The organism is Mycolicibacterium sp. 624 (assembly GCF_040548615.1).
GTDB lineage: Bacteria > Actinomycetota > Actinomycetes > Mycobacteriales > Mycobacteriaceae > Mycobacterium.
Window position 1 is genome coordinate 898,009 of sequence record NZ_JBEPRZ010000001.1, and the last position, 26,496, is coordinate 924,504.

22 protein-coding genes are annotated in these 26,496 nt (G+C 67.7%); 7 read left to right on the plus strand and 15 right to left on the minus strand.

Annotated elements, in window-relative coordinates; translation table 11 throughout:
• Positions 1-11: 11 nt before the first annotated feature.
• Positions 12-812: a hypothetical protein gene (locus ABIA65_RS04050; RefSeq protein ID WP_354522709.1), complete on the plus strand. Its 801-nt coding sequence runs from the start codon at positions 12-14 to the stop codon at positions 810-812.
• A gap of 140 nt (positions 813-952) precedes the next feature.
• Here ABIA65_RS04050 and ABIA65_RS04055 read toward each other — a convergent pair whose 3' ends face one another.
• From ABIA65_RS04055 to ABIA65_RS04115, 13 genes are all read right to left on the minus strand, one after another.
• Positions 953-1,252 carry a hypothetical protein gene (locus ABIA65_RS04055; RefSeq protein ID WP_354522710.1) on the minus strand — a complete coding sequence of 100 codons (300 nt, stop codon included), beginning with the start codon at positions 1,250-1,252 and terminating at the stop codon, positions 953-955.
• 96 nt (positions 1,253-1,348) lie between these two features.
• The gene (locus tag ABIA65_RS04060) at positions 1,349-2,329 is read right to left on the minus strand and encodes an isopenicillin N synthase family dioxygenase (RefSeq protein WP_354522711.1); all 981 of its coding nucleotides are present in this window, start codon (positions 2,327-2,329) and stop codon (positions 1,349-1,351) included.
• A 195-nt stretch (positions 2,330-2,524) separates the two neighbouring features.
• Positions 2,525-3,583 (minus strand): DNA polymerase III subunit beta family protein, encoded by a 1,059-nt coding sequence (locus ABIA65_RS04065; RefSeq protein WP_354522712.1) that lies wholly within the window; start codon positions 3,581-3,583, stop codon positions 2,525-2,527.
• Between the two features lie 78 nt (positions 3,584-3,661).
• A complete protein-coding gene (locus ABIA65_RS04070) occupies positions 3,662-5,038 on the minus strand; it encodes an EspK C-terminal domain-containing protein (RefSeq protein WP_354522713.1) in 1,377 nt (458 codons plus the stop codon).
• Between the two features lie 1,071 nt (positions 5,039-6,109).
• Positions 6,110-7,075, minus strand: coding sequence for an ESX-1 system-associated protein (locus ABIA65_RS04075; protein ID WP_354522714.1), 966 nt, complete (start codon positions 7,073-7,075; stop codon positions 6,110-6,112).
• Between the two features lie 403 nt (positions 7,076-7,478).
• Positions 7,479-7,820, minus strand: a complete 342-nt coding sequence (locus tag ABIA65_RS04080; RefSeq protein ID WP_354522715.1) for a YbaB/EbfC family nucleoid-associated protein — start codon at positions 7,818-7,820, stop codon at positions 7,479-7,481.
• Positions 7,817-9,424: a PPE domain-containing protein gene (locus ABIA65_RS04085; protein WP_354522716.1), complete on the minus strand. Its 1,608-nt coding sequence runs from the start codon at positions 9,422-9,424 to the stop codon at positions 7,817-7,819. Before ABIA65_RS04085 ends, ABIA65_RS04080 begins: the two co-directional genes overlap by 4 nt.
• Before the next feature lie 49 nt (positions 9,425-9,473).
• Complete coding sequence (gene eccE / locus ABIA65_RS04090; protein WP_354522717.1) at positions 9,474-10,871, minus strand: type VII secretion protein EccE; 1,398 nt, start codon at positions 10,869-10,871, stop codon at positions 9,474-9,476.
• Positions 10,868-12,217, minus strand: coding sequence for a type VII secretion-associated serine protease mycosin (gene mycP, locus ABIA65_RS04095; protein WP_241402195.1), 1,350 nt, complete (start codon positions 12,215-12,217; stop codon positions 10,868-10,870). The genes eccE and mycP overlap by 4 nt, the downstream gene beginning before the upstream one ends.
• Positions 12,218-12,395: 178 nt before the next feature.
• Positions 12,396-12,653: an HPr family phosphocarrier protein gene (locus ABIA65_RS04100; RefSeq protein ID WP_241402194.1), complete on the minus strand. Its 258-nt coding sequence runs from the start codon at positions 12,651-12,653 to the stop codon at positions 12,396-12,398.
• Positions 12,654-12,677: 24 nt separating this feature from the next.
• Positions 12,678-14,690 carry a PTS fructose transporter subunit IIABC gene (locus ABIA65_RS04105; protein ID WP_354522718.1) on the minus strand — a complete coding sequence of 671 codons (2,013 nt, stop codon included), beginning with the start codon at positions 14,688-14,690 and terminating at the stop codon, positions 12,678-12,680.
• A 4-nt stretch (positions 14,691-14,694) separates the two neighbouring features.
• The gene (pfkB, locus tag ABIA65_RS04110) at positions 14,695-15,690 is read right to left on the minus strand and encodes a 1-phosphofructokinase (protein ID WP_354522719.1); all 996 of its coding nucleotides are present in this window, start codon (positions 15,688-15,690) and stop codon (positions 14,695-14,697) included.
• Entirely contained in the window at positions 15,687-16,466 is a 780-nt protein-coding gene (locus tag ABIA65_RS04115) for a DeoR/GlpR family DNA-binding transcription regulator (RefSeq protein ID WP_354522720.1), read from the minus strand. Before ABIA65_RS04115 ends, pfkB begins: the two co-directional genes overlap by 4 nt.
• A 102-nt stretch (positions 16,467-16,568) precedes the next feature.
• Here ABIA65_RS04115 and ABIA65_RS04120 point away from each other — a divergent pair, with 102 nt between their 5' ends.
• The gene (locus ABIA65_RS04120) at positions 16,569-18,266 is read left to right on the plus strand and encodes a phosphoenolpyruvate--protein phosphotransferase (RefSeq protein ID WP_354522721.1); all 1,698 of its coding nucleotides are present in this window, start codon (positions 16,569-16,571) and stop codon (positions 18,264-18,266) included.
• Positions 18,267-18,360: 94 nt separating this feature from the next.
• Complete coding sequence (locus tag ABIA65_RS04125; RefSeq protein ID WP_354522722.1) at positions 18,361-19,329, plus strand: pirin family protein; 969 nt, start codon at positions 18,361-18,363, stop codon at positions 19,327-19,329.
• Between the two features lie 14 nt (positions 19,330-19,343).
• On the opposite strand, the gene ABIA65_RS04130 is transcribed toward ABIA65_RS04125, so the two are convergent.
• Together ABIA65_RS04130 and ABIA65_RS04135 are read right to left on the minus strand one after the other, a co-directional pair.
• Positions 19,344-21,524 carry an FUSC family protein gene (locus ABIA65_RS04130; RefSeq protein WP_354522723.1) on the minus strand — a complete coding sequence of 727 codons (2,181 nt, stop codon included), beginning with the start codon at positions 21,522-21,524 and terminating at the stop codon, positions 19,344-19,346.
• Positions 21,525-21,570: 46 nt separating this feature from the next.
• Entirely contained in the window at positions 21,571-22,137 is a 567-nt protein-coding gene (locus ABIA65_RS04135; RefSeq protein ID WP_241402187.1) for a TetR/AcrR family transcriptional regulator, read from the minus strand.
• Between the two features lie 200 nt (positions 22,138-22,337).
• Here ABIA65_RS04135 and ABIA65_RS04140 point away from each other — a divergent pair, with 200 nt between their 5' ends.
• From ABIA65_RS04140 to ABIA65_RS04155, 4 genes are all read left to right on the plus strand, one after another.
• Positions 22,338-22,973 carry a TetR/AcrR family transcriptional regulator gene (locus tag ABIA65_RS04140; protein WP_241402186.1) on the plus strand — a complete coding sequence of 212 codons (636 nt, stop codon included), beginning with the start codon at positions 22,338-22,340 and terminating at the stop codon, positions 22,971-22,973.
• 167 nt (positions 22,974-23,140) lie between these two features.
• The gene (locus tag ABIA65_RS04145; protein WP_241402185.1) at positions 23,141-24,073 is read left to right on the plus strand and encodes a class I SAM-dependent methyltransferase; all 933 of its coding nucleotides are present in this window, start codon (positions 23,141-23,143) and stop codon (positions 24,071-24,073) included.
• Between the two features lie 95 nt (positions 24,074-24,168).
• Entirely contained in the window at positions 24,169-25,587 is a 1,419-nt protein-coding gene (locus ABIA65_RS04150) for an aldehyde dehydrogenase family protein (protein ID WP_241402184.1), read from the plus strand.
• A 38-nt stretch (positions 25,588-25,625) separates the two neighbouring features.
• Positions 25,626-26,492 (plus strand): SDR family oxidoreductase, encoded by an 867-nt coding sequence (locus ABIA65_RS04155; RefSeq protein WP_241402183.1) that lies wholly within the window; start codon positions 25,626-25,628, stop codon positions 26,490-26,492.
• Positions 26,493-26,496 lie beyond the last annotated feature (4 nt).

A 26,496-nucleotide genomic window follows, 5' to 3' on the forward strand; every position in this document is an offset into this window, starting at 1 on the left:
CGAGGTGTGACATGTCGATTGGTAACAGCGCCGGTGGCGGCGACATCCTGAGGGTCGACACGGAGATGCTGTCACAGTTGGGTTCTCAGCTCGAGGTGTCCGCCAGTGCTTTGCCCGACGCGCCTGCGCCGTTTAGCGTGCCTGGCGGCGACGCCATCTCGCAGGCGATCGCGGCGAAGCTGCCCGGCCTGGAGACGCCGATCATCGAGGGCCTGCCCGCGGTGAAGGAGGCGGCCGGTCAGACCGCGTCGAACATCGTGACCGCGGCGGACATGTATCAGACCAAGGATGAGCAGCTCGCCGCCGAGTACGAGAAGCATCGTTTCGACGGGTCTGGTGGTGGTTCCAGTTCCGGTGGCGGTTCGGGCTCGGGTGTTGCCAGCGGCATGGGTGCTGGCGCTGCCGGAAGTGCCGCCGGCGCAGGCGGGGACGCGATGAGTCAGATGAGCCAGATGATGGGCACGCCGATGCAGATGGCCAGTCAGGCCGCGCAGATGCCCATGCAGGCGATGGGCGCTGTGTCGTCCGTACCGCAGAGTGCCATGCAGGGCGTGCAGCAGATCAGTCAGATGGCTGGCGGCAAGGGTGCGAGTGGTGGCCCCGGGCCGGGCTCGGGCGACGCCCCGGCCGCTGCGCAGCGGGAGGAGCCGCGCCCCGAGGAGCGTTCCGCCGAGGAGCAGCAGGCCGCTGCGTCCGAGGAGCGCCGTGAGCGTGTGCCGGAGTCTGCGGTTGGTCAGTCTGATTCAGTGGTGCCGGATCAGCGTCCTGCTGGGCCGCGGCATGCCGCGCCGGATCCTGCTATCGAAGTGTGAGGGTTGAGCCGGGTCGCACCACCCGTCACGGCTGCGGAACCAGCACTGCATGTGCCCACCTCTGAGCGACAATCCCAGGTGGGGCCGCGAATATGACAATGGGGCACCGCCGCGGCGATGCCCCTTCGTCGTCGTAGGACCTACTTCACGTCGACGTAGACCGTCTTGTTGGTGACGGTCGTCTGCCGGCTGTCACCGGGGTTGCCCGAGTCGGTCCGGCTGTAGGTCTGCCCGGGACGTATCGCGACGACGGTCGCCTGGGAAAGCGGTGTGCTGCCAATGTGATTGACGATTACCTTGTAGCCCTGCTGCTGTAGTTGGTTGATGGTCTGCTGCGCGCTGCCCGGGCCGCTGGGGGCCGCAACCGCAGGAGCGGCGAGCCCGAGAACGGCTGCCGCCAAACCGCTTGCGACGATGGTGGCGATGCCGAGGTTCTTCATTATCGTGTTTCCTTCTCTTCTCACATCCGCTACCGAGCCGTGGCGCAAACGTCCTCGGTTCGGCCCGCAGTTGGTCCTGGGGCGCTGGCCGAACACTCAGGAAGGGCTTAGAGCGTAAGCAAGCCTGAACTTTTCGAGCATGTAGGGCCCGGATACCACCGGCGCGTACCGTGCCGGATTGTCGGGTGTGGTGCACGTGGGAATGCACTCAATGACGGCATCGAAATTGGGTTGGTGGAAGAAGGGGATGCTGAACCGATCGCCGCTCGGCTTGTCTGAGTCCGTGCTGACCACGCGGTGAACGGTGCTGACCCAGCGGTCATTGGTCCACCGCGCCAGAAGGTCACCAATGTTGATGACGAACGATCCAGGCACCACTGGCACGTCAACCCACTCGCCGCGATCATTGAGAACCTGGAGTCCGCGCTGGGATTCGTCCTGTAGCAGGATCGTGAGATTGCCCCAGTCGCTGTGCTGGCTGAGGCGAATCTGTCCGGGTGTCTGGTCATCGGCCGGGTAGTAGTTAGACATGAGGTTGGAGTGGTGTCGGTCGATCTTTTCGTCGAACCAGTCCTCGCGCAGTCCCAACGCGAGGGCGAACAACCGGGACAATTCGGTAGCAAGGGAGGCCATCTCGGAGTAATAGCTTTGGTAGACCGTGCGGAATCCGGGGACCTCGGGCCACCGTTCTTCGACGAGCACGCGCTCGTCGGTCCACCCGGGCCCATCGATACCCTCCGGGTTGCCCAGCGGAACGTAGACGAACTTCTCGACCCGGTCCGGTGCTTGGTGCTCCGCCTCGACGTCGGCCTGATCATTGGTCGCCGACAGTTTGCCGTTGCTGCTGAACCCGCGCGCCAGCGGATCGGCAGGATCAGCGCGCAACGCGTCCTTCGAGCTTTCGGGCAACGCGAAGAATGTGCGCACTGATCGATTCATGTCCGCGATCACGTCATCGGGAACGCCGTGTCCGACAAGTATGAGAAATCCACTGCTTTCGAAGCACCGGCCGATGGCTTCAGCGACGACTTGCCGTTGTTGCGGATCGCTGTCGCGGGCGCTGCTGATGTCGATCACCGGAACGAATCCGTCACGGAGTACGACGTTGTCTACGATTACGTCTTCTTGGTGTGCGGTCACATCCCGAACGTAGAATCTGAAGTGCGGTTGAGGTCAAGCGTCGCCTGTTACCCCGGTCTGTCGTTCGGCGTGGCGTGTAATCGACGTCACCGTTCGGGTCAAGGAACCGTCGGTGATTACGGCCGAGGGGGGTCAATACGCAGGATTGAGACACGGCATGACGAGGGTGGTGAAGTCGCCGTCGTCGGCTGATCGGATGGTGGCCGGTTGGTCGGCCCCACGGAGGTCGAGCATCAAGTGTTTGCCCAGTGCGTGGCTCACCGCTGGGTACAACGTGGTCAGCTCGAACCAGAGCGTCAGGTCGGGGCCAGACGCGGTTCCGTCGAGTTCCACGGCGCAGTCGGGCAGCAGGAGGATCGGCCGGCCAGCCGCTATCCGCAGGCCGATCCTCTCTGGCGCCTGTTGCTCTAGCGCCTTGAGCACGTTCTGCTTATCGACGGTGACGCGATGTGACACAGGGGGAAGTGAACTAACCAGAAGCTTGTAATCAGGAAAGACCTCGGCCAGTAGGCGGCAGTGCATCACGGTGGTGTCGGCCATGCGCAGGCCCAGGCTCCTTGCGCTTGCTTCCAGCGTCACGATGGGGGTTCGTCGGAGTCGCGAGGCTGCGGTCTGGAGATCGTCTCCGGCCAGCGTCCCTGCCCAGGAAGCGGCAGATGGTTGGCTGGGTACCAGTGTCCGCGTGGCCAGGCGGTAGCGATCAGTTGCGGTCAGCGAGATGGCGTCGGGATTCGCTTCCAGGCGTACACCATTCAGGACGGGGATGTCGGGATTGTGAATCGTGGTGGCCACGATCTGGTCGATCGCCGCTGCGAGGACCGGGCCCGAGAGCGTGCAAATATTGAGGCGATCCGCCTCTCCAAGTGACACCTTGAGCGTCGCGGCTGCCCGTTGTATCCCGGCTGCCTCTGCGGCAACCTTGGCGACTTGATCGTCGATCAGCTGCGCCGCCTCATGAATGCCGGCGGAGAAGAATTTGCCGATGGTGGGCAGCGGCATCCCGATATCGCGCAGCTGCCGCAACTGCGAGGCGCGAGCGAGCTGCGACTCGCTATACAGCCGGTATCCCGTGATCGGGTCGACCTGCTCGGGGGGAAGCAAGCCTGCATCGTCGTAAAACCGCAACGCGCTCGCGGTTAGTCCGGCGAGCTTGGCGAACACGCCGATCGACATCAACTCTGGGTCAGTCACCCGAACATCGTCAGGCCTCAACCAGCTTGAATGTCAAACCGCGACGAGAGCCGTCAACAACGTCTCGCCCCGCAACAACTAGACGACCGTCGCACCGGTGGCCAGGGCGTCCGACATCAGTACGCTCAGGTGCTGCCAGTAGACCCAGTCGGTGATGGCGGCACGCTGCATGACGGCGTTGGGTGCGATGTGGGCGCGGTAGAGCGCCTGCTCCTGGGCGTGCTCGGCGTAGTTCACGAAGGCCTCGAGGTGAACACCGGCGCGCTCCGGGGAGGTGCTCATCATCGGTTTGATGAGTTCGAACCACAGCGCGTTCAAGTTGTCGGTCGGCGCGCTGGTGTCGGTGGGTGCCGGGGGCAGCAGCTCGACCAGCGCCGCATCCGGCACCGACGCGAGGCGTGCGGCGATGTCCGGTGCGATGACTTCAAGGCGGCCGCGCCCCTCCATCTGACCGCTCTCGGGGATGTCATCAGCGCGCAGAACAACTTTCGCCACGCCGGGGTCGAAGCTGGCGAACTGCTCCTCGGTGGCGATCACGGCGCGCAGCTTCTGGCCTCGCGCCTGTGCCCAGCCCTGAATGGCGAGGACGGGGTAGGTGGCCCACTTCGCGCGCTCCTGCGGCAGGATCGACTCGTCCGCGGTCGCCATGGTGACCTGCGCCGGGAGGTTGACGCTGTCGGGGATGTAGCCCAGGCCAAAGCTGTTGGCCACCACGATCGAGCCGTCGACGGTGAGCCCGGTGACCCAGTAGAAGCCAAAGTCGCTCACGCCCATGTTCAGGGCCGCCGCGATCCGGCGGGCCAGGATGAGCGCGGCGTTGCCGTTGTTGCGCTTACGGTTCATCGCGCCGCCGGCTGAGGCCGACAGGATCGCGTCGCGCTCCAGACGTGCGGCCGAAACCGGAACGGGCGCAGCGCCCATGGCGCCGGGGTCGAGCTTGGTCGAGGCGGGGTTGACCCCGGGGCCGCCCGGCGTCGCCGACGCCGCGGGGTTGTTGGTCACGGTTCCGCCGCCGGGTGGCGTGGGCGCCGCGGGCGACGGAGTGCTCGGCGGGCCGAGTGGCATGGCCGGTGCGGCGGGCATCGATGGTGAGGCCGGCGTGCCGCCTCCGCCTCCGCCGCCTCCGCCGCCGCCCCCTCCGCCGGAGCCACCACTGCCCGCCACGTTGCCCAGGCCGCCGCCGCTCGACCCGCCGGATCCACCGGCTGCGTTCGCGGCGGCGCCGGGATCGACGGGGAGAGAGGGCGGGGCGACGGGTTGCAGCGGGCTCGCCGCCGCAGGCGAGATGGGCTGCTGCGAAGCGGGTACGGCCTGAGCCTGGCTGGCGCTCATGGCCTTGGCGACATCGTCCACCTTCGGCTGCCCAGTGCCCGCGGTCTGTTGGCCTCCGCTTGCGCCGGCCTCGGGCTTCGCCGCATCCAGCGGAGACTTGCCCTCGCTGCTGGTCTGCGCCACAGACGTCTGGCTGGGCGAGGAGGGCGATGACGAACCGCCTCCGCCGCTCGAGCCAGTGCCGCCGGACCCGCCGCCTGAGGAACCCATCGATCCGGCAGTGGTCGAGGGACGGGCGGATGGGGGAGGAGGTGCGCTCGTTCCGCCGAGTGCGCCGGCGCTGGTGGGGGGTGGTACAGGTTGGCCGCCGTTGCCACCCGATTTGAAGTGCGACAGGTCCTGTGTGGTGTGGCTCGCCGGAACTGCGGATGGGCCACCGCCGCTGCCGCTACTTGCAGGTGCTTGAATCTGGTCGTCGGTAGTGCTTGTTCCTGCAATTGGGGTCGCTCCACCGCCTCCGCTGCCTACTGCTCCATCAGTGCCGAGTGCTTGGGTCGGGTCGTCGATGGTTGTTGTTTCTGCCGCGGCCGCAGATCCGCCGCCGGCCGCGTTGCCGGGCGCCTGAATCTGATCGTCGGCAGTTGTAGTCGCGGGTGGGGTCAAGGGCCCACCGCCTACAACATTCAGCGATTCCGGGACCGGGGTCGAGTCAAACGTTGGCGCCTCGGATGTTCCCCAGATAGGGGCGTAGTCGCGGCCGGCTTCGATAGCGGCGCCTGCCGCAGAAACGACCGTCTCATTCGCTTGCCGCGCGGTATCTACGATCTTTCGAATAGCGTTCGTTCGCTCCGACTCGTCATCGACGTCTTGTCGATTCAGCTCGTCTATCGCGGCTTGCGCGGCGTTTGAGATATTGATGATATCGGTCTTCGCGCTAATGATTGTCCGAGATGCGTTCGTATGAAATGTAATTGCTGAATTCAGCAGAGCGTCTAGGGACTGCATTCTGTCGACGTGGGTACGGACTTTAGTCTGCGCCGCGGTCGATGCGATCCCAAACCAGGTGCTTCCGTCGAACAACTTCGTTTCAGCGTTGCGCCATGCGTCAAGCTGGATCTGGAGTTGACTAAGTATCGTGGTGAGGACCGGCACACGCGCGATGTGTGCGCTCTCGTCTGCGTCAGGCCACGCGGTCGGGGGCGGAGTCATCTCCCCCCGATAACCGTCCGTTGGTCGGGGGATCGTCATCTGAAATCAGCCCGCCACGGCACGGCATGCCCCAGCTACTAGGTTGGCGACCCGAAATCCGGTGTAGACCAGCCATCCGTCGGCTGTCGTGTAATCGTCGCCTGCTGCTACGTACGCGTTGATGTACAGCGCTGCTGTGAGGGCAAAATCCTCGAGGACTGGATTGCCGGAACTCCGGCCAGCCGCGGATATTTCGCTCGCAAAAGTCGTTAGCTGAGGTCGGACGGATTGCTCAAGCGCCTTGCGTTCAGGCGACCACTGGGATCCAGGTATGCCACCATCCCGGTTTTGCCACTCGGCGGGCGACTCCGCGTTGAACTTGTCGAGACGGGCGGTCCAATCGGTGCAAGTTGAATCCGACGTGGAGATGAAGCGTTCAGCAGTGGAGGGATCTCCGGGAGGGTTAGTTTCTGTCGGCGGACCCTCTGGTGCCAACGACAATGAACGACTCGTTGAGCCTGAGTCAATTGCGTTGCAGATCCCAGAAATGGCATTGCCAGCGCTCACCGTGACCGAGGCCATGCCGTCGTACGCAGGCCTATAGTCAGCAACACTGTCGGCATACGCCCTGCTGTATGCAATGAACTGCTCGTAAATCTCACGCACGACGCGATGCGGTGTCTGTTTAGCCAGGGGGACGACCTGATCTGCGGAGTTTCGCATAGCAGTCGCTACTGCTTCAACCTGACCGCGCTGTTCGGGTGTCCAGCTTGAGGCTGGCCCGAGTCCGGAGCGCATTTCGCCCCACCCATGAGATTGGACGTCGGCCAGTCCGTTCTGGATGGTGTTGAACGCCTTGCACGTCGGCTCTTCAGTAATGATCGAAACCGGCCCAGTGTCATTGGCACTAGCGATGTCCGACGGAGTCCCAGAGGTCGGCGGATTCGAAGGGTCATTGCCCCCATCGCGGGTAAACAGAAGTGTCGCACCGATGCTGACGCCAATCACCAGAAGAACTGCGATGGCGATCAATAGCCACTTGGTGCTATTCCCCTTTGGTGGCGGGCCGGAGGGCTGCTGCGGCCATGGGCCTTGCGGAAATCCCGGCGGCTGCTGCTGGCCGGAGTAAGGCTGCTGCGGATCCGAGTACTGCGGGTAGCCGCTGGGGGGCGGTCCGTAGGGCGGCTGACCGCCCGGTTGTTGTGGCTGCCATCCGCCTTGAGGGGGCATGCTCACGCGTCCGCCTCCGTGGTCGAAACAGTCACTTCCGAACCCCCGCACGATCGATTGCCCACTCGGTGAAGTTTACCGACGTCGTCCTAAGCCAGCGTAAGTTACGTATTGGTCGATGAATCGCATGAATTCCGCCATTCACCGCAGCCGGTCCAAGAATCGACGGCGGAAAATGCGCGATAAACGTCATCTACTTCATCCCTTACCGATCCGACTCATCGCCATCGCCGGTGATCTCAGCGACGATCGAGTCGATTCGCTCCCGGTCCGCATCCAGCGACGACGTGGCCTCCTCCATCGCCTTCTGCAATGCCTCGTTGACGCGCGCCTGCACGGTCTCGGCGCCCAGACGCAGGAGGCCGTCCTCGATGAACACATCGGTCAACCAGCTGTGCCCGTTGAGCGTCACCTCCACCGTCTCGGTCTCGTCGGACGCGGTGAACGTCTGGGTGTTCATCTTGGCCAGCTGGTCGTCCATCACCGACTGCAGGCGCTGCGCCTGTGCCAGCACCGCGGCCACCTGCGGATGCATTTCCTCGCTCACTTGGAGTCCTTGCCCTCGGTGACGTCCTTGCGGCGCGGCCGATTACCGATAACGGCCTCGGTCCACGGTCTGTCCTCGTTGTAGAGGTCCTCATCCGGCGACAGGCCCGGCGTGCGCTTCTTCTCCGTGCCACCGCCCTGGCCGTGTCCGGCGCCGCCCATCGGCATGCCACCGCTCATCATGCCGCCGCCACCGCCTGCCGCGCCGCCGCCGGACACCGGTGCACCGCCCGGTCCCGAGGCGGGGCTTGGCCCGACCGACACACCACCGATATTGGGCTGCAACGGCATTGACGGAACACCGCCACCACCCGAACCACCCCCACCCGAACCGCCTCCGGAACCCCCGCCCGCGGCGGCGGGGCTGAGGTCCGGTTCGTCCAGAAACGGCATGTCCTCGGGCGAGCCGCCCAGGTCAGGCATGCTCGGCAGCCCACCACCGGAGCCGCTGCCGCCCGACGAGCCACCCGACGGCGATCCACCACCCGACGGTGAGCCACCGCCGGACGGCGACCCACCACCGGAGGGCTGCTGCTGCGCGGCGGCCGGAGACACCTGAGGCTCGGCGTTGGGCATCTGCGGCATCTGCCCGGCGCTCGGACTGCCCGGGGGCGCGCCGCTACCGCCGCCACCACCGCCGGCGCCCGCTCCGGAGCCGGAGCCGGTCCCCGTTCCGTCGCCGGGCTTCTCCTGGATCTTCTTGAACCGGCCCTTGTCGCGGTCGGTTCTCTTGTCGTTCGTGGACGCCGGCGGCGTCGGTGTGCACTTGGGTGGGGTCGGCACGTCCAGGGGCGTCGCGATAGAGGCCCCCGCGTACTTGCCGAGTACTTCCTCGGATTGCTGCTGCATCTTCATGCGGATCTGCATCAGCATGTTCTGCTCCGCCATGTTCTGCGAGATCATGATTCGCGCGTTGATCTCGTTGACCTCGTCCACCGTCGGATGCTCGCCAACGGCGCTGCGATGGACCTGCGCGAAGTTTCCGGCCTCGTCAGCGAGCTGCCGAGACGCGCTCGCCATCTCCTCCAGCCACCGCTGGTGGCTCTTCAACTGGTCGAACGCAGCCTCTGCGGCGCCGCCCTCCCACTGGACGCCGCCCGAGTTGAAGGACTCCGAGCGCGCCTCCAGCGCACTGGCGTAAGCGGTCCACTCACTCTTGAACGCCTCGAGGGACGCGGCCTGATCCGGCTGTGCGATCTCCGCAGCGGCCTGCTCGAGCATCACGAGCGGCGACGCGTGGCACTGATAGCTCGGATTCGGCGGCAGCGGAATGGACGGCGTGGTGGCCGGCGCCGGCTGCACCGGCGGAATGGACGGTGCGGTCTCGCCGTTGTCGAGTGCGACGCCGGCCTGCTCATCGACCTGCCGGTAGGCGTTCGCGGCCGACCGGAACGTTTCCGCCAACCGAATTGCCTCGGCCTCGCCCGACTTGGCGTAGCCGAGCATGACCCCGGCGGACTTGTTCAGCTCACCCACCGCATCCCGGGCCACCTGCAGTCCGCACGCCGGCAACGGCTCCCCCGGCGCCGTGGGCATCGGCACGCTGATCTCGGCCGCCTTGGCGTCCAGTTCAGCCGGCTCAACCTTTACCTGCTCCCCCGACATCTCTCCTCCTCGATGTCTGCGCACGGTTGCCCGTGCACACCAACACTTCTCACTGCTCGAGCACCATCTGGTAGCGGCTCTCCTCGCGCGGGTTGATCAGCTGGATCGGCAGCTGGCGGTGGCGAGGCGTGTCGATGAAGTTGTGCCGCAACACCACCCGGCCCACCCCCGGATGCGGCCCCAGGTACGTCGTCGAGTTGGGCCACCCGATCTTGGCCACCTTGCCCACCCGGGCGTTGATCACCCCCGCGAACTCGGCGAACTGCGGACCCAGCGTGACGATGGCCCCCGCGGCGGCCGAGCGCACCACGAACTGGGTGAACAACCGCGAATCGCCCAGGTTGATGCTGACGTCGACGTTGTCGAACGGCATGTACACGGGATAGCGGTCGGCGGTCTCGCCGATCAGGACACCCGCCGAACCGATCGGCAGCTCGTAGTGCCGGTCGGTCACCGGGCTCAGCCCGTTCAGCGCGGCCCGCTGCCCGCCGAACAGACATGAGAACCCGCGTGGTGTTGACGGATTGGCCAACGTCGTCAGCAGCACGGTGGTGGTGGGTGCCAGCCCCGGCTGGATGCGCACCCGGGTGATGGTGTGATCCGCGCGCGCCGACCACCACACGTCGGGGCCACCGGGCGCGGTGTAGGCCGCGGTGAACGTGCTGCGACCCTTGATGGAGGACCAGCTCTCGCGCTCGAAGCTGATCTCGGTGGCCCGGTCGAAGTCATCGAAGCTGCGGGCGCACCGCGCGTCGATTCCATTGCTGGACAACTGGTCTGCTACTCGGGTCGTCGACGACACCAGATAGCGCGCCAGGCCCGCCACACCGGTGTCGCGGCGCAACGCGGCCTTGTGCGTCTCCTCGGGCTTCGCGCGCAGCACGATCCACGTCCGGCGATTGGCCGGCGCCGGGTAGGGACCGACGACCTGCTCGTAGAGCGAGACCAGGCTGGCCGGGGCCGTCTTGCCGACGCGGTGCCCGGCGGAGACGACGTCGGCCTCCAGTTCTGGGCAGTGCGCACTGAGCAGATCCTCGACCAGCTTGGTGCTCACCACATCGTCGGTGAATGCCTCACCGCCCACGATCACCGTCGGTGTGAACGGACGCGGCACGAGCTCGATGACCGACACCAGGTGATCGCCCTGCCACCGGACCGCGACATGATCCCCGGGCATGACCGTCGCACCCACGGCGGGCTCGGACGGGGCCTCGGGTGGGGCGCGATGACGCCTGCGCCAGGAGAAGATCGCGACGATCCAGCCGGCGAGCCTGCGTCCGCGCACCGTGAGCACCGCGGCGATCGCGATGAACACCGCGAGGGTGATCCCCAGCCACATCAGGTCCAGCTGGAGGAACACCAGGATGACCGCCGGGATCAGCGCCGCCGCCCACAGCAGATGCCCGGTGGTGAAGCGAAAGCCGAAGTGCGCCAGCAGCGTCCTCATCGACGGCTCAACGCGCGTCGGGCCATCGCGCCGATCCCGAGGATGAGCACCAGGCTGGCGCCGGCGATGACGACGATGGTGATGGGTCCGCGGTCGGGTGGCGGGATGTACACCGGCGGCGGCAGCTGCTTGACGCTGTAGGGCACGTCCTTCGGACCCTCCGGCACGTCCCACGTCAGGGCCGCCACCGGATCGATCACACCCGCGCCGACGTAGTTGTCCACGCCGCCGCCGGGATGGCGGGCGGTCGCGGTGATGCGGTTGATGATCTGCGCCGGGGTCAGGTCGGGGAAGCGCTGCTTGACGAGCGCGGCAAGGCCCGACACGTACGCCGCCGAGAACGAGGTCCCGTTGATCGGGATGAGACCGTCCTGGCCCTGCAGGGCGTTGACCGGGTTGCCGTCGTAACCGAGCGCGACGATGTTCTCGCCGGGGGCCGCGGCACCGAGCCACGGACCCGACATCGAGAAGCTGCTGGGCTGACCGTTCTCGGCGACGCTCCCCACGGTCAGCACGAGCGGCGAGTACCAGGCCGGCGAGACGATGGTCTGCACTTCCTGCCACCCGCGCGGATCGGCGGGCACCGCGGCGTCCGGTGGCGGATTCTGGGTGCAGTCCTGCCCGGTGTTGCCCGCGGCGACGATCACCACCGCACTCTTGACGTTGGTCGCGTACTCGATGGCCGCGCCGAGACCGGACTCATCGATCGGACGGGTCACCTTGTAGCAGGCGGCCTCGCTGATGTTGATGACCTGCGCGCCGAGATTGGCGGCGTGCACGATCGAACGGGCCAGGCTGCGTAGCGATCCCGCCGTCTGGGTGCTGTTGGGGTCGTTCGGATCGGTTCGCGCGCCGACCGGCTGGAAGTTGTCCGACGTCTGGCGCAGCGACAGGATCCGCGCGTCGGGCGCCACACCGATGAAGCCGTCGGTCGGCGCGCCGCGGCCCGCGATCAGCGACGCGGTGAGCGTGCCGTGCGAGTCGCAGTCGGACATGCCATCGCCGCCCTTGTCGACGAAGTCGCCGCCAGGCTGCGCGGGCACCCGCATTGAGCCGGTCACGCCGGTGTCGATGACGGCGACGGTGACACCCGCGCCGGTGGCGAACTTCTGCGCCTCACCGAGCCGCAGATAGGCATTGGGCCAAGGCTTGTCGACGAAGTTGGAATTCGGGAACACCATGGGCGCCGAGCAGGCACGTCGCTGCTCGGTGGGCTGATCGGGCCCCGTCTCATCCGGCGGCAACGCTCCCCGGTCGATGGTCGGCGGCTCGACGGCCACCGCAGGCGGTGCGCACAGCAAAGCCAACGTCGCCGCGGCCAGCAGCGCCGCTAAGCGATGCACCATGCGATCTCCCCCACCGTCGTCACGTCTCGCCTGTTCCGAACCCCTTGCAGCAAACGATATTGCCGCCGTGGCCCGGCGCATTCCGTGACGTCACGCCCCCTGTCCAGTTGCACGCCGCAATCCTAACGGTGGCTGATAGGGCTCCGTTCCGGTTTCTTGGCGCGCACCGGAGGTCTTGTCAGGCGTCGAGATCCTGTTCAACCAGGTCAACGACCGTCCTCAGCGCCGCCTCGTCGTCGGATTCCACGGTGACCTGGGCTCCCTTGCCGGCGCCGAGGGTCATGATCATCAACGCGGAGCCGGCGTCCACGGGCTCACCGCCGTCCATGGCCAGGGTCACTGGGACTCCTGCGGTGACGACGGCCTCGGCGATGATCGCGGCGGGGCGGGCGTGCAGTCCGATGGCGGAACCGACGGTCACTGTCTTGCTGGGCATGATTTCTCCTCGTTGATTGGGTGATCAGGCGTTGGCCAGCGCGGTGCTGGGCTCTGCGGGGGTGCGTTCGGCGAAGAACTGCTTGGCGGCGACGACGGCCACCGCGCCGACGGCGGTGCCGACGGCCAGCGCGACGATGAACCACACCAGGTGGCCGATCGCGAAGAACACGAAGATGCCGCCGTGGGGCGCCTTGAGCGTGACGTCGAAGGCCATGATGAGTGCGCCGGTGGCCGCGCCGCCGAGCATCATCGACGGGATGACTCGCAGCGGATCGGCCGCCGCGAACGGGATGGCACCCTCGGAGATGAACGATGCGCCCAGAAGCCATGCGGCACGCCCGTTCTCACGCTCGGGCTCGGTGAACAGCTTGGGCCGCAGCGTCGACGCCAGTGCCATCGCCAGCGGCGGGACCATACCGGCGGCCATGACGGCCGCCATGATGCGCAGCGATGACGGGTCGGCGACGTTCAGCCCGGCGGTGGCGAACGCGTAGGCCGCCTTGTTCACCGGGCCGCCGAGGTCGAAGCACATCATCAGGCCCAGGATGATGCCCAGCACGATCACCGAGGTGCCCGACAGGCCGCCGAGCCAGTTGGTCAGCCCGGAGGTCACGGCCGCCAGCGGGCGACCCAGCAGGAAGAACATCAGCAGACCCACGATCAGCGTGGCGCCCAGCGGAATGATCACCACCGGCATCAGGCCACGTGCCCACCGCGGCACCGGGATCCGGCTGATCCACAGCGCGGCGAACCCGGCGATCAGGCCGGCGACGATGCCACCGATGAAGCCGCCGCCGACGGTGACCGCGACGTACCCGGCGGTGAAACCCGGTGCGATGCCCGGCCGGTCGGCGATCGCGAATGAGATGTATCCGGCGAGCGCGGGAACCAGGAAGAAGAAGGCCAGCCCGCCGAGGGTGAACAGCACCGCGCCCAGGTACTGGACGAATCCGCCCGGCGGCAGGTTGGTCAGCGAGTTGGTGGTCGCGATGATCTTGCCGAGGTTGTCGGTCTGACCCTCGGGGGTGTTGGCGATGTCGTATCCGGCGAACAGGAAGCCGAGTGCGATGAGCAGACCGCCCGCGGCGACGAACGGGATCATGTAGCTGACGCCGGTGAGCAGGATCTGCCGAGTGCGCGTGCCCCAGCCGACACCGCCCGACGACGATGAGCTCGCGGACTCCGCGGCACCCGCCTCGACGCGTGCTGCGTTGGGATTGGCTGCGGCGCTTAACGCCTCGGAGATCATCTTGGCCGGCTCGTTGATCGCCCGCTTGACACCCGACGCGACGACGGGCTTGCCCGCGAAGCGGCCCTTGTCCTTGACGCCGACGTCGGTGGCGAAGATGACCGCGTCGGCGGAGGCGATCGTCTCAGGGGAGAGGGGCGTGCTGCCCGACGAGCCCTGCGTCTCGACGTGCAGCGTGACACCAGCCTCCGTGGCGGCGGCGGACAGGGAGTCGGCCGCCATGTAGGTGTGTGCGATGCCGGTGGGGCACGCGGTGATGGCGACCAGGGTGCGCTGACGCTTCTCCTCGACCGGTGCGGGCGCTGGTGCGGGCGCGGCGGCAGGAGCGGCGGTTAGAGCCGGGTTGACGACGCCCTCCACCAGGTCGACCACCTCGTCAGCGCTCGAGGCGTTGCGCAGCGATGCGACGAACTCCTTGCGGACCAGGGCGCGGGCCAGGCTGGACAGCAGCTTCATGTGCTCGGCGCCACCGGATTCCGGCGCGGCGATCAGGAACGCGAGATCGGCGGGTCCGTCGGGTGCGCCGAAGTCGACCGCGGGCGACAGCCGCGCGAATCCGATGGTGGCCTCGTCGACGTGCGGCGAACGGCAGTGCGGGATCGCGATGCCGCCGGGCAGCCCGGTGGCCGACTGGCCCTCGCGCGCCATGGCCGCCGCGATCAGACCCTCGCGGTCGGTGGCACGTCCGGCCTCGGCCAGCCTGCCTGCGAGGAGGCGGATGACGGACTCCTTGTCACCGCCGGCGTCGACGTCGAGGGCGACCATATCGGTGCTGATAATGGACATCTCGCTACTTCCTCGTGCTGGATTGGGCATTGGTGGGCGACGGTGTGATCGCATACAGCGCCACGGCGTCGAGGTCGATCTGGCCGGGCGACGGTAGTGCCGAACCGGGCAGTGCCGCGGCGGCACTGCCGTAGGCCACCGCCATCTGGAGGCGCTGTGGTGGCGGGGCGCCACCCGCCTCGGCGCGGATGTAGCCGGCCAGCGAGCTATCACCCGCACCGACGGTGCTGCGCGGCGTGATCGGCGGCGGTGTCGCCATCCAGGCCCCGCTCGCGTCGACGAGGACCGCGCCCGCGGCGCCCAGCGTGACGAGCACACTGCGTGCGCCGCGCTCGATCAGCTGGTGGGCCGCCGTCACCACGGGCTCGGGATCGCCTGCCGTGGCGGCGTTCTCCAACGCCTCGGCCGATGCGCCGACCAGCCCGGCGAGTTCCTCGGCATTGGGCTTGATCACGTCGGGGGCGGCGGTGCCGAACGCGTCAGCCAGTGCGGCCAGTGGACGCTCGGAGGTGTCGACGGCGACCTTGCACGGCGCGGCCGCGAGCATGGCGACCACCTCGGCGTACCAGGTGTCGGGCAGCCCCGGCGGCAGCGAACCGGACAGCACCACCCAGGCCGCGCTCGCGGCTGCGTCGACCACCGCGCGGGTCAGCGCCGCGCGCGCGGTGTCGTCGAGCAGCGCGCCGGGCTCGTTGAGTTTGGTTGTGGTGCCATCGGTCTCGGTGATCGCGACGTTGGTGCGGACCGCACCCGTGACCGGAACGCACCGGAACGAGACGCCGCTGGCCTGCAGTGCCGACACGATGGGATCGGTGTCGGCGGCGGGCAACACCGCCAGTGTGTCCAGCCCCGCCATGGTCAGGGCGCGGGCGACGTTGACGCCCTTGCCTCCGGGCTCGGAGATGGCGGAGGTGACCCGGTGGACGGCGCCGCGCGTGAGCGGTGTGGCGAGCGTGACCGTGCGGTCGATGCTGGGATTCGGTGTGACGGTGACGATCACGACGCCACCTCGGCGCAGAGGACCTCGACGCCCTCGTCGATCAGTGCCTGCCGGTCGCCGTCGCTGATCTCGCTGTCGGTGATGAGGGTGTCGACGCTGGAGATGGGCGCGAAGCTCACGAAGTCCTCCCGTCCGACCTTGCTGGAGTCGGCGGCCACCACGACGTAGTTCGCGCAGCGGACCATCGCCCGCTTGACCGCGGCCTCCTCGCTGTCAGGGGTCGACAGCCCGTGGCGCGCGCTGATGGCGTTGGTGCCGATGAACGCGATGTCGACCCGCAGGGAGTCGAGGACGCGCAGCGCCTGCTCGCCGACCACGGCCTGCGTCAACCCACGCACCCGACCTCCCAGCAGGTGCAGTGACACCGAGGCGATGGGTGCCAGTCGAGCCGCGACGGGCACCGAGTTCGTGACGACGGTGAGATCGCGGTCGGTCGGCAGGTGTGTGGCGATGCGAGCCGTTGTCGTGCCGGCGTCGAGGAGCACCGAGGCGCCGCCGAGCGGGAAGAACTCCGTCGCGGCCGCTGCGATGGCGTCCTTGTATTCGGCGCGGGTGGACTCGCGCTCGCCGATGCCGGGTTCAACCAGGTGCAATGCCCGGGCCGGGACGGCGCCGCCGTGGACCCTCCGGACCATGCCAGCCCTGTCGAGTGCGGCCAGGTCGCGGCGCACGGTCTCGGTGGTGACGTCATAGGTGCGGGCGAGTTCGGTGACTGATGCGCGGCCCTGGCTGATCACCAGCGCGGCGATCGCTTGTTGGCGCTCTTCGGCGTACATGCGCATCCGTTCGTGTGGGAAAGTTGCAGTCTAAAAGTTGTTATGTGTTGTTTTACTCCCGACTGTGTTGACTTGTCAATGATTTCTAGTAATCTGCATCACATGAGCGCAACGCAGCCCCATACGTCACCCGTCACTTCCGGGCAGGTGCTCCCGGGCGTCCCGGCGGTGGGCGGCGTGCAGTACGCGCCGGTGATTCGGCCGGGTGCGCGACCGAGGCTCGACGACGCACCGGTCGCCGACGTGGCGGAGTCGAACCGACCGGATGAGGTGGCCAGGCTTCTGGCCGCCACCGGTGCCGTCGCGGACCGGCTCCGAGTGCGCGCTGGTCACGCAACCGGGGTGGCGTCTGAGGTCCTGGCGACCACGGCGACGCTCGCGCAGGACCGGGCCTGGCTGGGCGATGCCGAGCGGCGCATCAATGACGGCCTGCCCGCGACCCGCGCCGTCGGCGCCGCCATCGACAAGATCGCGACGGCGCTGGCCAAGGCCGGTGACCTCATGGCCGAACGGGTCACCGACCTGCGCGACATCCGCGACCGCGTCATCGCCGAACTCAGCGGCCTGCCCGAACCCGGTGTGCCCGTACCCGACCGGCCCTCGATCCTGTGCGCCGAGGACCTCGCGCCCGTCGACACCGCGGGCCTGGACGCGTCTTTGGTGGTCGCGCTCGCCACCTCGCTCGGCGGCCCGACCAGCCACACCGCGATCATCGCCCGCCAACTCGGCATCCCATGCGTGGTGGCCGTCGCCGGTCTGGACGCGGTTCCCGCGGGCACCATGATCATGGTCGACGGCACGCTCGGCACCGTCACCGTCGCACCCGACGAGCAGACGGCGACGCAGGCCGTCGCCGCCTCCCGCCGCGAGGCCGAGGCCGCCCAGCAGTGGCGGGGGCCGGGCGCCACCGCCGATGGGCACCGGGTCGCGATCCTGGCCAACGTGCAGGACGGCGGCGCCGCGCGGTCCGCCGCCCAGACCCCGGCCGAGGGTGTCGGCCTATTTCGCACCGAACTGTGCTTCCTCAACCGCGACACCGAGCCAGGAGTCGACGAGCAGGCGCGGATCTACGGTGAGGTGCTCGAGGCATTCGGAGGCCGCAAGGTGGTGGTGCGCACGCTGGACGCGGGGTCGGACAAGCCGCTGAAGTTCGCGGGCCATCCCGAGGAGGCCAACCCGGCGCTCGGTGTTCGCGGCATTCGCATCGCCGACGGAAATCCCGGAATCCTGACCCGGCAGTTGCAGGGCATCGCCGAAGCCGCGAAGAGCACCGGCAGCGAACCGTGGGTGATGGCGCCGATGATCGCCACCGCCGGTGAGGCGGAAGCCTTTGCCGCCCAGGCGCGTTCGTTCGGTCTGACGCCGGGGGTGATGATCGAGGTGCCCGCCGCGGCGCTACTGGCCGACCGGATCCTGCAGCACGTCGACTTCCTGTCGATCGGCACCAACGACCTCACGCAGTACACGATGGCTGCCGATCGGATGTCGGCCGAACTCGCGACGCTGACCGATCCGTGGCAGCCCGCGGTGCTCGCGCTTGTCGCGATGGCGGCCAAGGCCGGCAACGCGGTGAACAAGCCCGTCGGCGTGTGTGGCGAGGCCGCCGCCGATCCACTGCTGGCCTGCGTGCTCGTCGGCCTCGGGGTGTCGTCGCTGTCGGCGGCCTCGACGGCGATCGCGGGTGTCGGCGCGAAGCTCGCGCAGGTGACGCTCGCGCAGTGCCGCGCCGCAGCCGACGCGGCGCTCGCGACGGCCACCGCCGCCGAGGCGAGGGCCGCCGCCACCTCCGCGCTGACCTGACTTCTCCCTGCTCCAGAGGGTGACGGGAGGGCGCGGGGGAATAATCGGACCGCGGTCCGGTTATATCCGGTAGTTCCGAATCAAGGAGGTACCGATGCCCGCCATCACCGCCGACACGCTCACCTTGCCCCGCGTTGGGGCCCCCGCGCCGTCGGACACCGAGCGCCCGGTGCGCTCGATCACCACCGGCCCCCGCGGCTACGAGGGCGAGGGTTTCCCCGTCGTCCGCGCCTTCGCCGGAGTCAGCTCCGCCGCGCTGGACCCGTTCGTCCACATGGACCAGATGGGTGAGATCGAGTACCAGCCCGGCGAGCCCCGCGGCACCGACTGGCATCCGCACCGCGGGTTCGAGACCGTCACCTACATGATCGACGGACGCTTCGCCCACCAGGACTCACACGGTGGCGGCGGCCTGATCACCGACGGAGCCACACAGTGGATGACCGCCGGCTCGGGTGTGCTGCACATCGAGACCCCGCCGGCCGAACTGGTCGAGAGTGGTGGCACGTTCCACGGTGTTCAGCTGTGGGTCAACCTGCCCAAGGCCGACAAGTTCGCGACACCCAAGTACCAGGCCATCGAGGGCGGTGAGGTCAAGCTGTTGTCGTCCGAGGACGGTGGTGCGCTGGTCCGCGTCATCGCCGGCGAGGTCGGCGGCCACCAGGGCCCCGGCGCCACGCACACTCCGATCACGTTGGCGCACGCCACGATCGAGCCGGGTGCGCTTCTGAACCTGCCGTGGAACCGGGAGTTCAACGCCCTGGTCTACGTGTTGTCCGGGCAGGGCACCGTCGGCCCCGTCGCGCGACCCATTCAGCAGGGCCAGCTGGCGGTGTTCGGTCCGGGTGACCGCATCAGCATCGCGGCCGCCGCGAGCCAGGACTCGAACCGTCCCGCGCTCGAGGTGCTGATCCTCGGTGGCAAGCCGATTCGTGAGCCGGTCGTCCACTACGGGCCGTTCGTCATGAACTCCAAGAGCGAGATCATCGACGCGATGGAGGACTTCAACGCGGGCCGGTTCGGCGCGATCCCGCCGAACGCGCTGCACCCCCACCGCGTTTAGCGACTTCGGCGCGGTTAGGAGCGGCCACCGCTCCTAACCGCGCCGAAATCGCGGCGGGTGGGGTCGGGGTCGGGCTCGGGGTAGAGCAGCTCGAGTTCGCCGAGAATCGCCGCGACGGTGACCAGGGGTAGCGCCGCCGACACCGACAGTGCGTCATCGGTCGCCTCGGCGCGCAGCGCCAGGACGAAGTCGTCGCTGATCGGCGCGTACTCCCGCACGGGTGTCCCGGCGAGGCGCTCACACACCGCGCCGGTGTGGGCCTCGAGGATGTCGCGGACCTTCGGGTAGGCCGTCAGCGGCGGCGGCACCACGTCGGCGATGAGCTCCGCGGCGTTGCGCAGCCTGATCGCCCGGTTGGCCGACCGGATCACCGGTGCGCGCCGGTCGGTGGAGCCGCCGCTCTCCGAGAGGTACTGGCGCACGGCGTCATCGAGCGTCCGCGACGCCGACATCGCGGCCGAGCCCAGCGCGAAGACGCGGTCGTTGGCGGCCTCCGAGGCGCCGCGGGTGACGCGGTGCACTGCCGCGGCCAGGTAGGTGCCGCCGACGGCGCGCGCCGCCTCCACCGCCCGCGCGACCGCCGCCGTCGCACCGCGCGGCCACAGCAGCACCGACACCACCACCCCGACGAGTGCGCCGACCGCCACGTCCTCGACGCGGATCAGACCGACGCTCCACCCTGTCGGGACGATGAGGTTGAAGATGATCAGCACCATCATCGTGAACATCGCCTGGCCGGCGATGAACGACGCGACCTCCGGCACGTAGGCCGAGCCGAACGCCACGATCGGCAGCATCACCCACATCACCGCCGGCTCGACGCCCATCAACTCGATGAACACCACCCCCAGTAGGAAGCCGAGCCCGGTACCGATCACCGCGCGGACCACCCGCGTGCCCGTCGTCAACGCGCTGCTGCGCAGCACCGACATCGCGCCGAGCACCACCCAGAAGCCGTGCTCGACGGGGAACACATGCGTGATGGCGACCGCGATCGCCAGTCCGAGTCCGGTGCGGACGCTGTTGCGCACCACCACCGCGCGGGTGGCGACGAAGCCGGTGGTCAGATACGCCAGCGCCTCGGACTCCCCCATCACTCGGTCGCTCGCACCGGAGTGGGGGAGCCGACGTCCCAGCACGCGTGCCCACACCGGCCTGGCGTCGGCCGCCGCGGCGACGCCGATGGTCCGTCCCGTCGCGCCGACGGCCGCCGATATCGTGCGCCGTGTCAGCAGCTTTCGGCCCACTGCGATGGCGGTTGCGTTGTTGTCCTCGCCGAGGATCTCGACGATGTCGTCGCGGTAGCGGCTCTGCGCGACGGCCTTCTGCTCGCCAAGGGCGGCCCCGAGGTCGGCGCGGTAGACGTCGCGACCCGCCGACGGCGACGTCGTGAGCACCAGCGCCGAGTCGCGCAGCACCCGCACCACCGGGGCGCGCATCTGCGCCAACAGCTCGCCGCTGGTGTCGGTGACGCGGTCGGACAGCCACTGCAGGTCGTCGACGACGCGGACCAGCGCGCGACTGCCCGCGGTCAAGCCGACGGGGCGGAAGTCCGCGCCGAGGAAGTTGGCGCGCAGCGCTCCCATCGCCGCCGACAGCTGTTCGTCTGTGGCGTCACCGTCGAGGCGATCCGCCAGCGTCCGGCACACCTCGGCGGCGTGCCTGCGCAGGTCGTCGTGATGGCGCGGCGGGAACAGGAACAGCGCGGCGGGCACCCCGACCGCCAACGCGATGGCCCACCCGAGCAGCCGGTCGGGGATGGGCCCGGGCGGCGTGCACACCGGCAGCACGAACGTCAGCAGCGTCGAGCGCTGGCCGGCGGCCACGATCTCGGACAGCACGCCGGAGAACGTCACCGCCACTCCGAGCACGAACATCAGCGTCACCGCGAGCCACGGGATCGGCGCCACCAGCGAGCCGATCGTGATGAGGACGGCGCCGTTGAAGCCGAGGCCGCCGTAGGCCACTGCTCGCGCAGGCCGGTTCCCCGGGAAGTCGACGATGACGAGAAGTGCGACAGAACCGAAGATGGCGAACATCGGTGTCTGCGAGCCGCTTCCGATGAGGAACGCGAGGGCGGCCACGATGGGTACGACGATCGCGGCGCGGACTGCACGACGCAGCGCGTCGCGCTCGGGATCTCGCTCGGCGAGCCGCCGCTGAACCCGGTGCCGCACACCTGCCGGGTTCAGCATGCCCCGGATGGTAGACCCGTGGCGGCCACCGCCGCGCCCGCAGAAGTCAGTTCACGTCGGTCACGGTGCTGAAGGCGCCGGTGTCCAGCATGTTGAGTAACTGCTCGGCGATCCACTTGAGGTCGGCGGGAACCCTCGGCAGGGTGGACTGCTCGCAGCCGATCAGGAGATACAGGGCAGCTGTCGCGAACACCTGTGCCTGGTGGTCGTTCTGCAGGATCTCAACGGCGGCATCGGCCAGGACGTCGAAACGCTGCTGGTCCACCTCGGACTGCAGCTTGGACACCGCTGGATCGATGGAACCCCAGACCCGGATCGCCGCCTCAGCGCCGTGAGACAGCACGAGCGCCTCCTTGACCAGCACGTCGACGCGGCGCCTCGGGTCGGGTTCGGCATCGATGACCGCGGCGAGGCCTGTCGTGCGGTTGTGCGCCCAGTGCGCGATCAGTTCCTGGCCGTAGGCCGACCAACTGCTGAAGTAGTGATAGAAGGAGCCGGTCGTGACGCCGAGGCGGTTGCACACCTCGGCGAGCTTCAAGCCGCCGTATCCCCGATCGGACAGCACGTCCAGGCCTGTCTCCAGGTATGACTCTCGTGACATGGTTCCCCCCATGCGAGCACCATAGTTCGCATTGGGAGGTAGTCGGCCACGCGCGGTCCCGTCGGCGATCCCGTTTCATGATCGGCAAATGGTCGTCCGTGGCTGCGAAACGCCGCGTTATTCGTCGTTCACAGTTTGCTGGCGGGAAAGACGAAATAGTTCGGCAATGATTTGGGGTCGGACGCCGACGCGGCGTGTGGCACAATTTGACTGTGCCGTATACCGCAACACGGGGTCCAGGACGTCCGCCCGCAGCGAAGGCGGCTGAGACGAGAGAGCGCATCGTGCGAGCCGCTCGGGAGGTTTTCAGCGAACTCGGCTACGATGCCGCGACCTTCCAGGCAATCGCGATCCGCGCCGATCTGACCCGACCAGCGATCAATCATTACTTCGCCAGCAAGCGTGTCTTGTATCGCGAAGTAGTGGAGAAGACAAACGAAATGGTCGTTGCCGCGGGCATGGCTAAGGCGGAGGTCGAGACGTCACTGCTGAAGCGGCTGACGGCGTTCTTCTCGGCTGCGATGCAGGCGGATTCGCGCGACCGGTCGTCTGCGGCGTTCCTGGTGACGTCGGTATTGGAGTCGCAGCGCCACCCCGAGCTGAGCCGCGATGAGCACAACTCGCTCAAGGCCTCCCGGGCGTTCGTCAGCTGGGCGGTCACGGACGCCATCACCCGGGGTGAACTCACCACGGACACCGACGTGTCCACTCTGGTCGAGATGCTGGTCGCGGTGATGTGGGGGATGGGCTTCTACGCCGGTTATGTCGGTAGTCATGACGAGTTGGGCGTGATCGTGGAGAAATTGGAGCTCCTCCTGGCGAACAAGCTCTGGACTTTGTCGGAGTAACTCGGCTCCGTCGGTGACGGCCGCTGGCGACGCGTCTTGGCAACCAGGCGTCGGGCGTCGGCACGGTAGCGACTAGCTAACCTAAGCTTTTCGGTAGCATCGTGAACGATTGTTCCTTCGCCTCCGCGGCGGCGCGCGACGCCGCTTTGACCCCAGGGATTGACACCATGAGTTCACTGCGCAGTCACGACGACACCTGGGATATCGCCACGAGCGTCGGCTCGACCGCGGTCATGGTCGCGGCCGCCCGCGCTGGCGAGACTGAGCGCGACGCCCCGCTGATCCGCGACCCGTACGCCAAGATGCTGGTGGCCGGCGCCGGAACCGGCCTGTGGGAGTACATGCTCGATGACTCGTTTGTGGCCAAGGTCGCTGAGGCCGATGTCGAGGTCGCCACGATCTTCGAGCACATGGGCAACTACCAGGCGGTTCGGACGCACTTCTTCGACGACTACTTCACCAAGGCCGCAGAGGCCGGTATCCGCCAGGTCGTGATCCTCGCCTCGGGTCTGGACTCGAGGGCGTACCGCCTGAACTGGCCCGCGGGCACCGTCGTCTTCGAGATCGACCAGCCCAAGGTGCTGGCCTACAAGGCGCAGACGCTGGACGAGAACGGGGTCAAGCCCACCGCCGACCTGCGCGAGGTGCCGGTCGACCTGCGTTTCGACTGGCCCACCGCACTGCGCGAGGCCGGCTTCGACGCGTCCGCGCCGACGGCCTGGCTGGCCGAGGGGCTCCTGATGTACCTGCCCGCCGACGCCCAGGACGGGCTCTTCGATCGGATCACCGAGTTGAGCGCACCCGGCAGTCGGGTGGCCGCCGAGACGGTCGGCGTGCACTCCGAGGAGCGTCGTGCCCGGATGCGGGAGCGCTTCCAGGGCATCGCCACGAAATTCGCGATGGCCGATGCGCTCGACGTGCAGGAACTGATGTACAACGACCCCGCCCGGGCCAACGTCGCCACGTGGCTGGGTGAGCATGGCTGGACCGCGGCCAGCGTCGCCTCCGACAGCGAGATGCGACGCCTCGGGCGCTGGGTGCTGACCGACCAGACCGACGAGGACTCCTACTCCGAGTTCGTGGTGGGTACCCGCCTCTAGGTGCACCGTCTCTAGCCCAACGGCTGGCGACGCCCTGTTGCCCAACCGGGTGGTTGGTTAGGATCGGGTTCTCGTCAGGTCCGGAAGGGACGTTCATGACCACAGAATCCACCGACGTCACCGCGTCAACCAGCTCGGCAGCGACGACATTCGATATCCCCGGCGTCGTCGCCCGGGTCCGCAAGACGTTCGCCACCGGCCGTACCCGGGACATCGAATGGCGCAAGCAGCAGTTGCGCGCCCTCGAGCGACTCGTCACCGAGAACGAGTCCGCCATCGCCGACGCGCTCGCCCAAGACCTCGGTCGCAAGCCGTTCGAGGCGTGGCTCGCCGACATCGCCAGCACTGCCGGTGAGGCGGCCGACGCCGCCAAGAATGTCGGCAAGTGGGCCAAGCGCAAGCACCGGCTGCTGGAGAAGGCGCAGCTGCCGGGCCGCGCTTGGATCGAGTACGAGCCGTTCGGCACGGTGCTCGTCATCGGCGCCTGGAACTTCCCGTTCGCGCTGACGCTGGGGCCCGCGATTGGTGCGATCGCCGCCGGAAATGCGGTGGTGCTCAAGCCCTCTGAGGTATCACCGGCGTCGTCGGCGCTGATGGCCGAGCTGGTGCCGAAGTACATGGACCGCGATGCGATCGCCGTGGTCGAGGGCGACGGCGCGGTCAGCCAGGAACTCATCGCACAGGGCTTCGACAAGTTGTGCTTCACCGGTGGCACCGAGATCGGCCGGAAGGTCTACGAGAGCGCGGCCGCGCACCTGACCCCCGTCACCCTCGAGCTGGGCGGCAAGAGCCCGGTGATCGTGGCCGCCGATGCCGATATCGACGTCGCAGCCAAGCGCATCGCGTGGACCAAGCTGATCAACTCCGGGCAGATCTGCATCGCGCCCGACTACGTCCTGGCCGACGCCTCGATCCGTGACCAGCTCGTCGACAAGATCCGCGACGCGGTTGAGAAGTTCGAGGCCGGCGACCCGTCCGGTAAGCGCATCGTGAACCAGCGGCACTTCGATCGGCTGGTCGCCTCACTGGCCGCCACCAAGGGAAAGGTCGCGGTCGGCGGTGGATCCGACGCTGCCGCGATGAAGATCCAGCCCACGGTGGTCGTCGACCCGGATCTGGACGAGCCGTTGATGCGCGACGAGATATTCGGACCGATTCTGCCGATCGTCACGGTCAAATCCCTGGACGAGGCAATCGATTTCGTGAACTCGCGGCCCAAACCGCTGGCCGCGTACCTGTTCACCAAGGCCAAGAGCGTGCGTGAGCGGGTCATCAAGGAGGTGTCGGCCGGCGGCATGCTGGTCAACCACCTGCTGTTCCAGTTCTCCACCACCAAACTGCCGTTCGGCGGTGTCGGCCCGTCGGGTATGGGTGCCTATCACGGCAGGTTCGGCTTCGAGGAGTTCAGTCACCGCAAGTCGGTGCTGACCAAGCCAACCCGACCCGACTTAACCGCGATGATCTACCCGCCGTATACAGATAAGGCGTGGAAGCTGGCCCGAAAGCTGTTCTAGTTCGGCCGACTCGCCCATCATTGACAGAGAGGAACTTCATGCCCGGAGTGCAGGATCGCGTTATCGTCGTCACCGGAGCCGGGGGAGGGTTGGGCCGCGAGTACGCCCTGACCCTGGCCCGCGAGGGGGCTTGTGTTGTCGTCAACGATCTCGGCGGCAGCCGCGACGGCAGCGGCGCCGGCCACAACATGGCCGACCAGGTCGTCACCGAGATCAAGGAGGCCGGCGGCCGCGCCGTGGCCAACTATGACAGCGTCGCCGAAGCAGAGGGCGCCGAGAACATCATCAAGACCGCGATCGACGAGTTCGGTGCGGTCCACGGTGTGGTCAGCAATGCCGGCATTCTGCGCGATGGCACGTTCCACAAGATGACGTTCGAGAACTGGGATGCCGTTCTCAAGGTGCACCTGTACGGCGGTTACAACGTGCTGCGCGCCGCATGGCCGCACTTTCGCGAGCAGAGCTTCGGCCGCATCGTCGTCGCGACCTCGACCAGCGGCCTGTTCGGCAACTTCGGTCAGGCCAACTACGGCGCCGCGAAGCTTGGGCTCGTCGGTCTGATCAACACGCTGGCCCAGGAGGGCGCCAAGTACAACATCAAGGCCAACGCCGTCGCCCCGATCGCCGCGACCCGCATGACCGAGGACATCCTCCCCAAGGAGGTCTTCGACAAGCTGACGCCCGAGTACGTGGCGCCAGTGGTGGCCTACCTGTGCACCGAGGAGGTGCCCGACACCGATGCCGTCTTCATCGTCGGTGGCGGCAAGGTGCAGCGGACCGCGCTGTTCCAGAACGCGGGCGTCACGTTCTCCGACGGCGTGCCGTCCATCGATGACGTGGCCGCCAAGTGGGGCGAGATCACCGACCTGTCCGCAGCGCAGCAGGCCGCCTTCAAGCTCGGCTGAATGA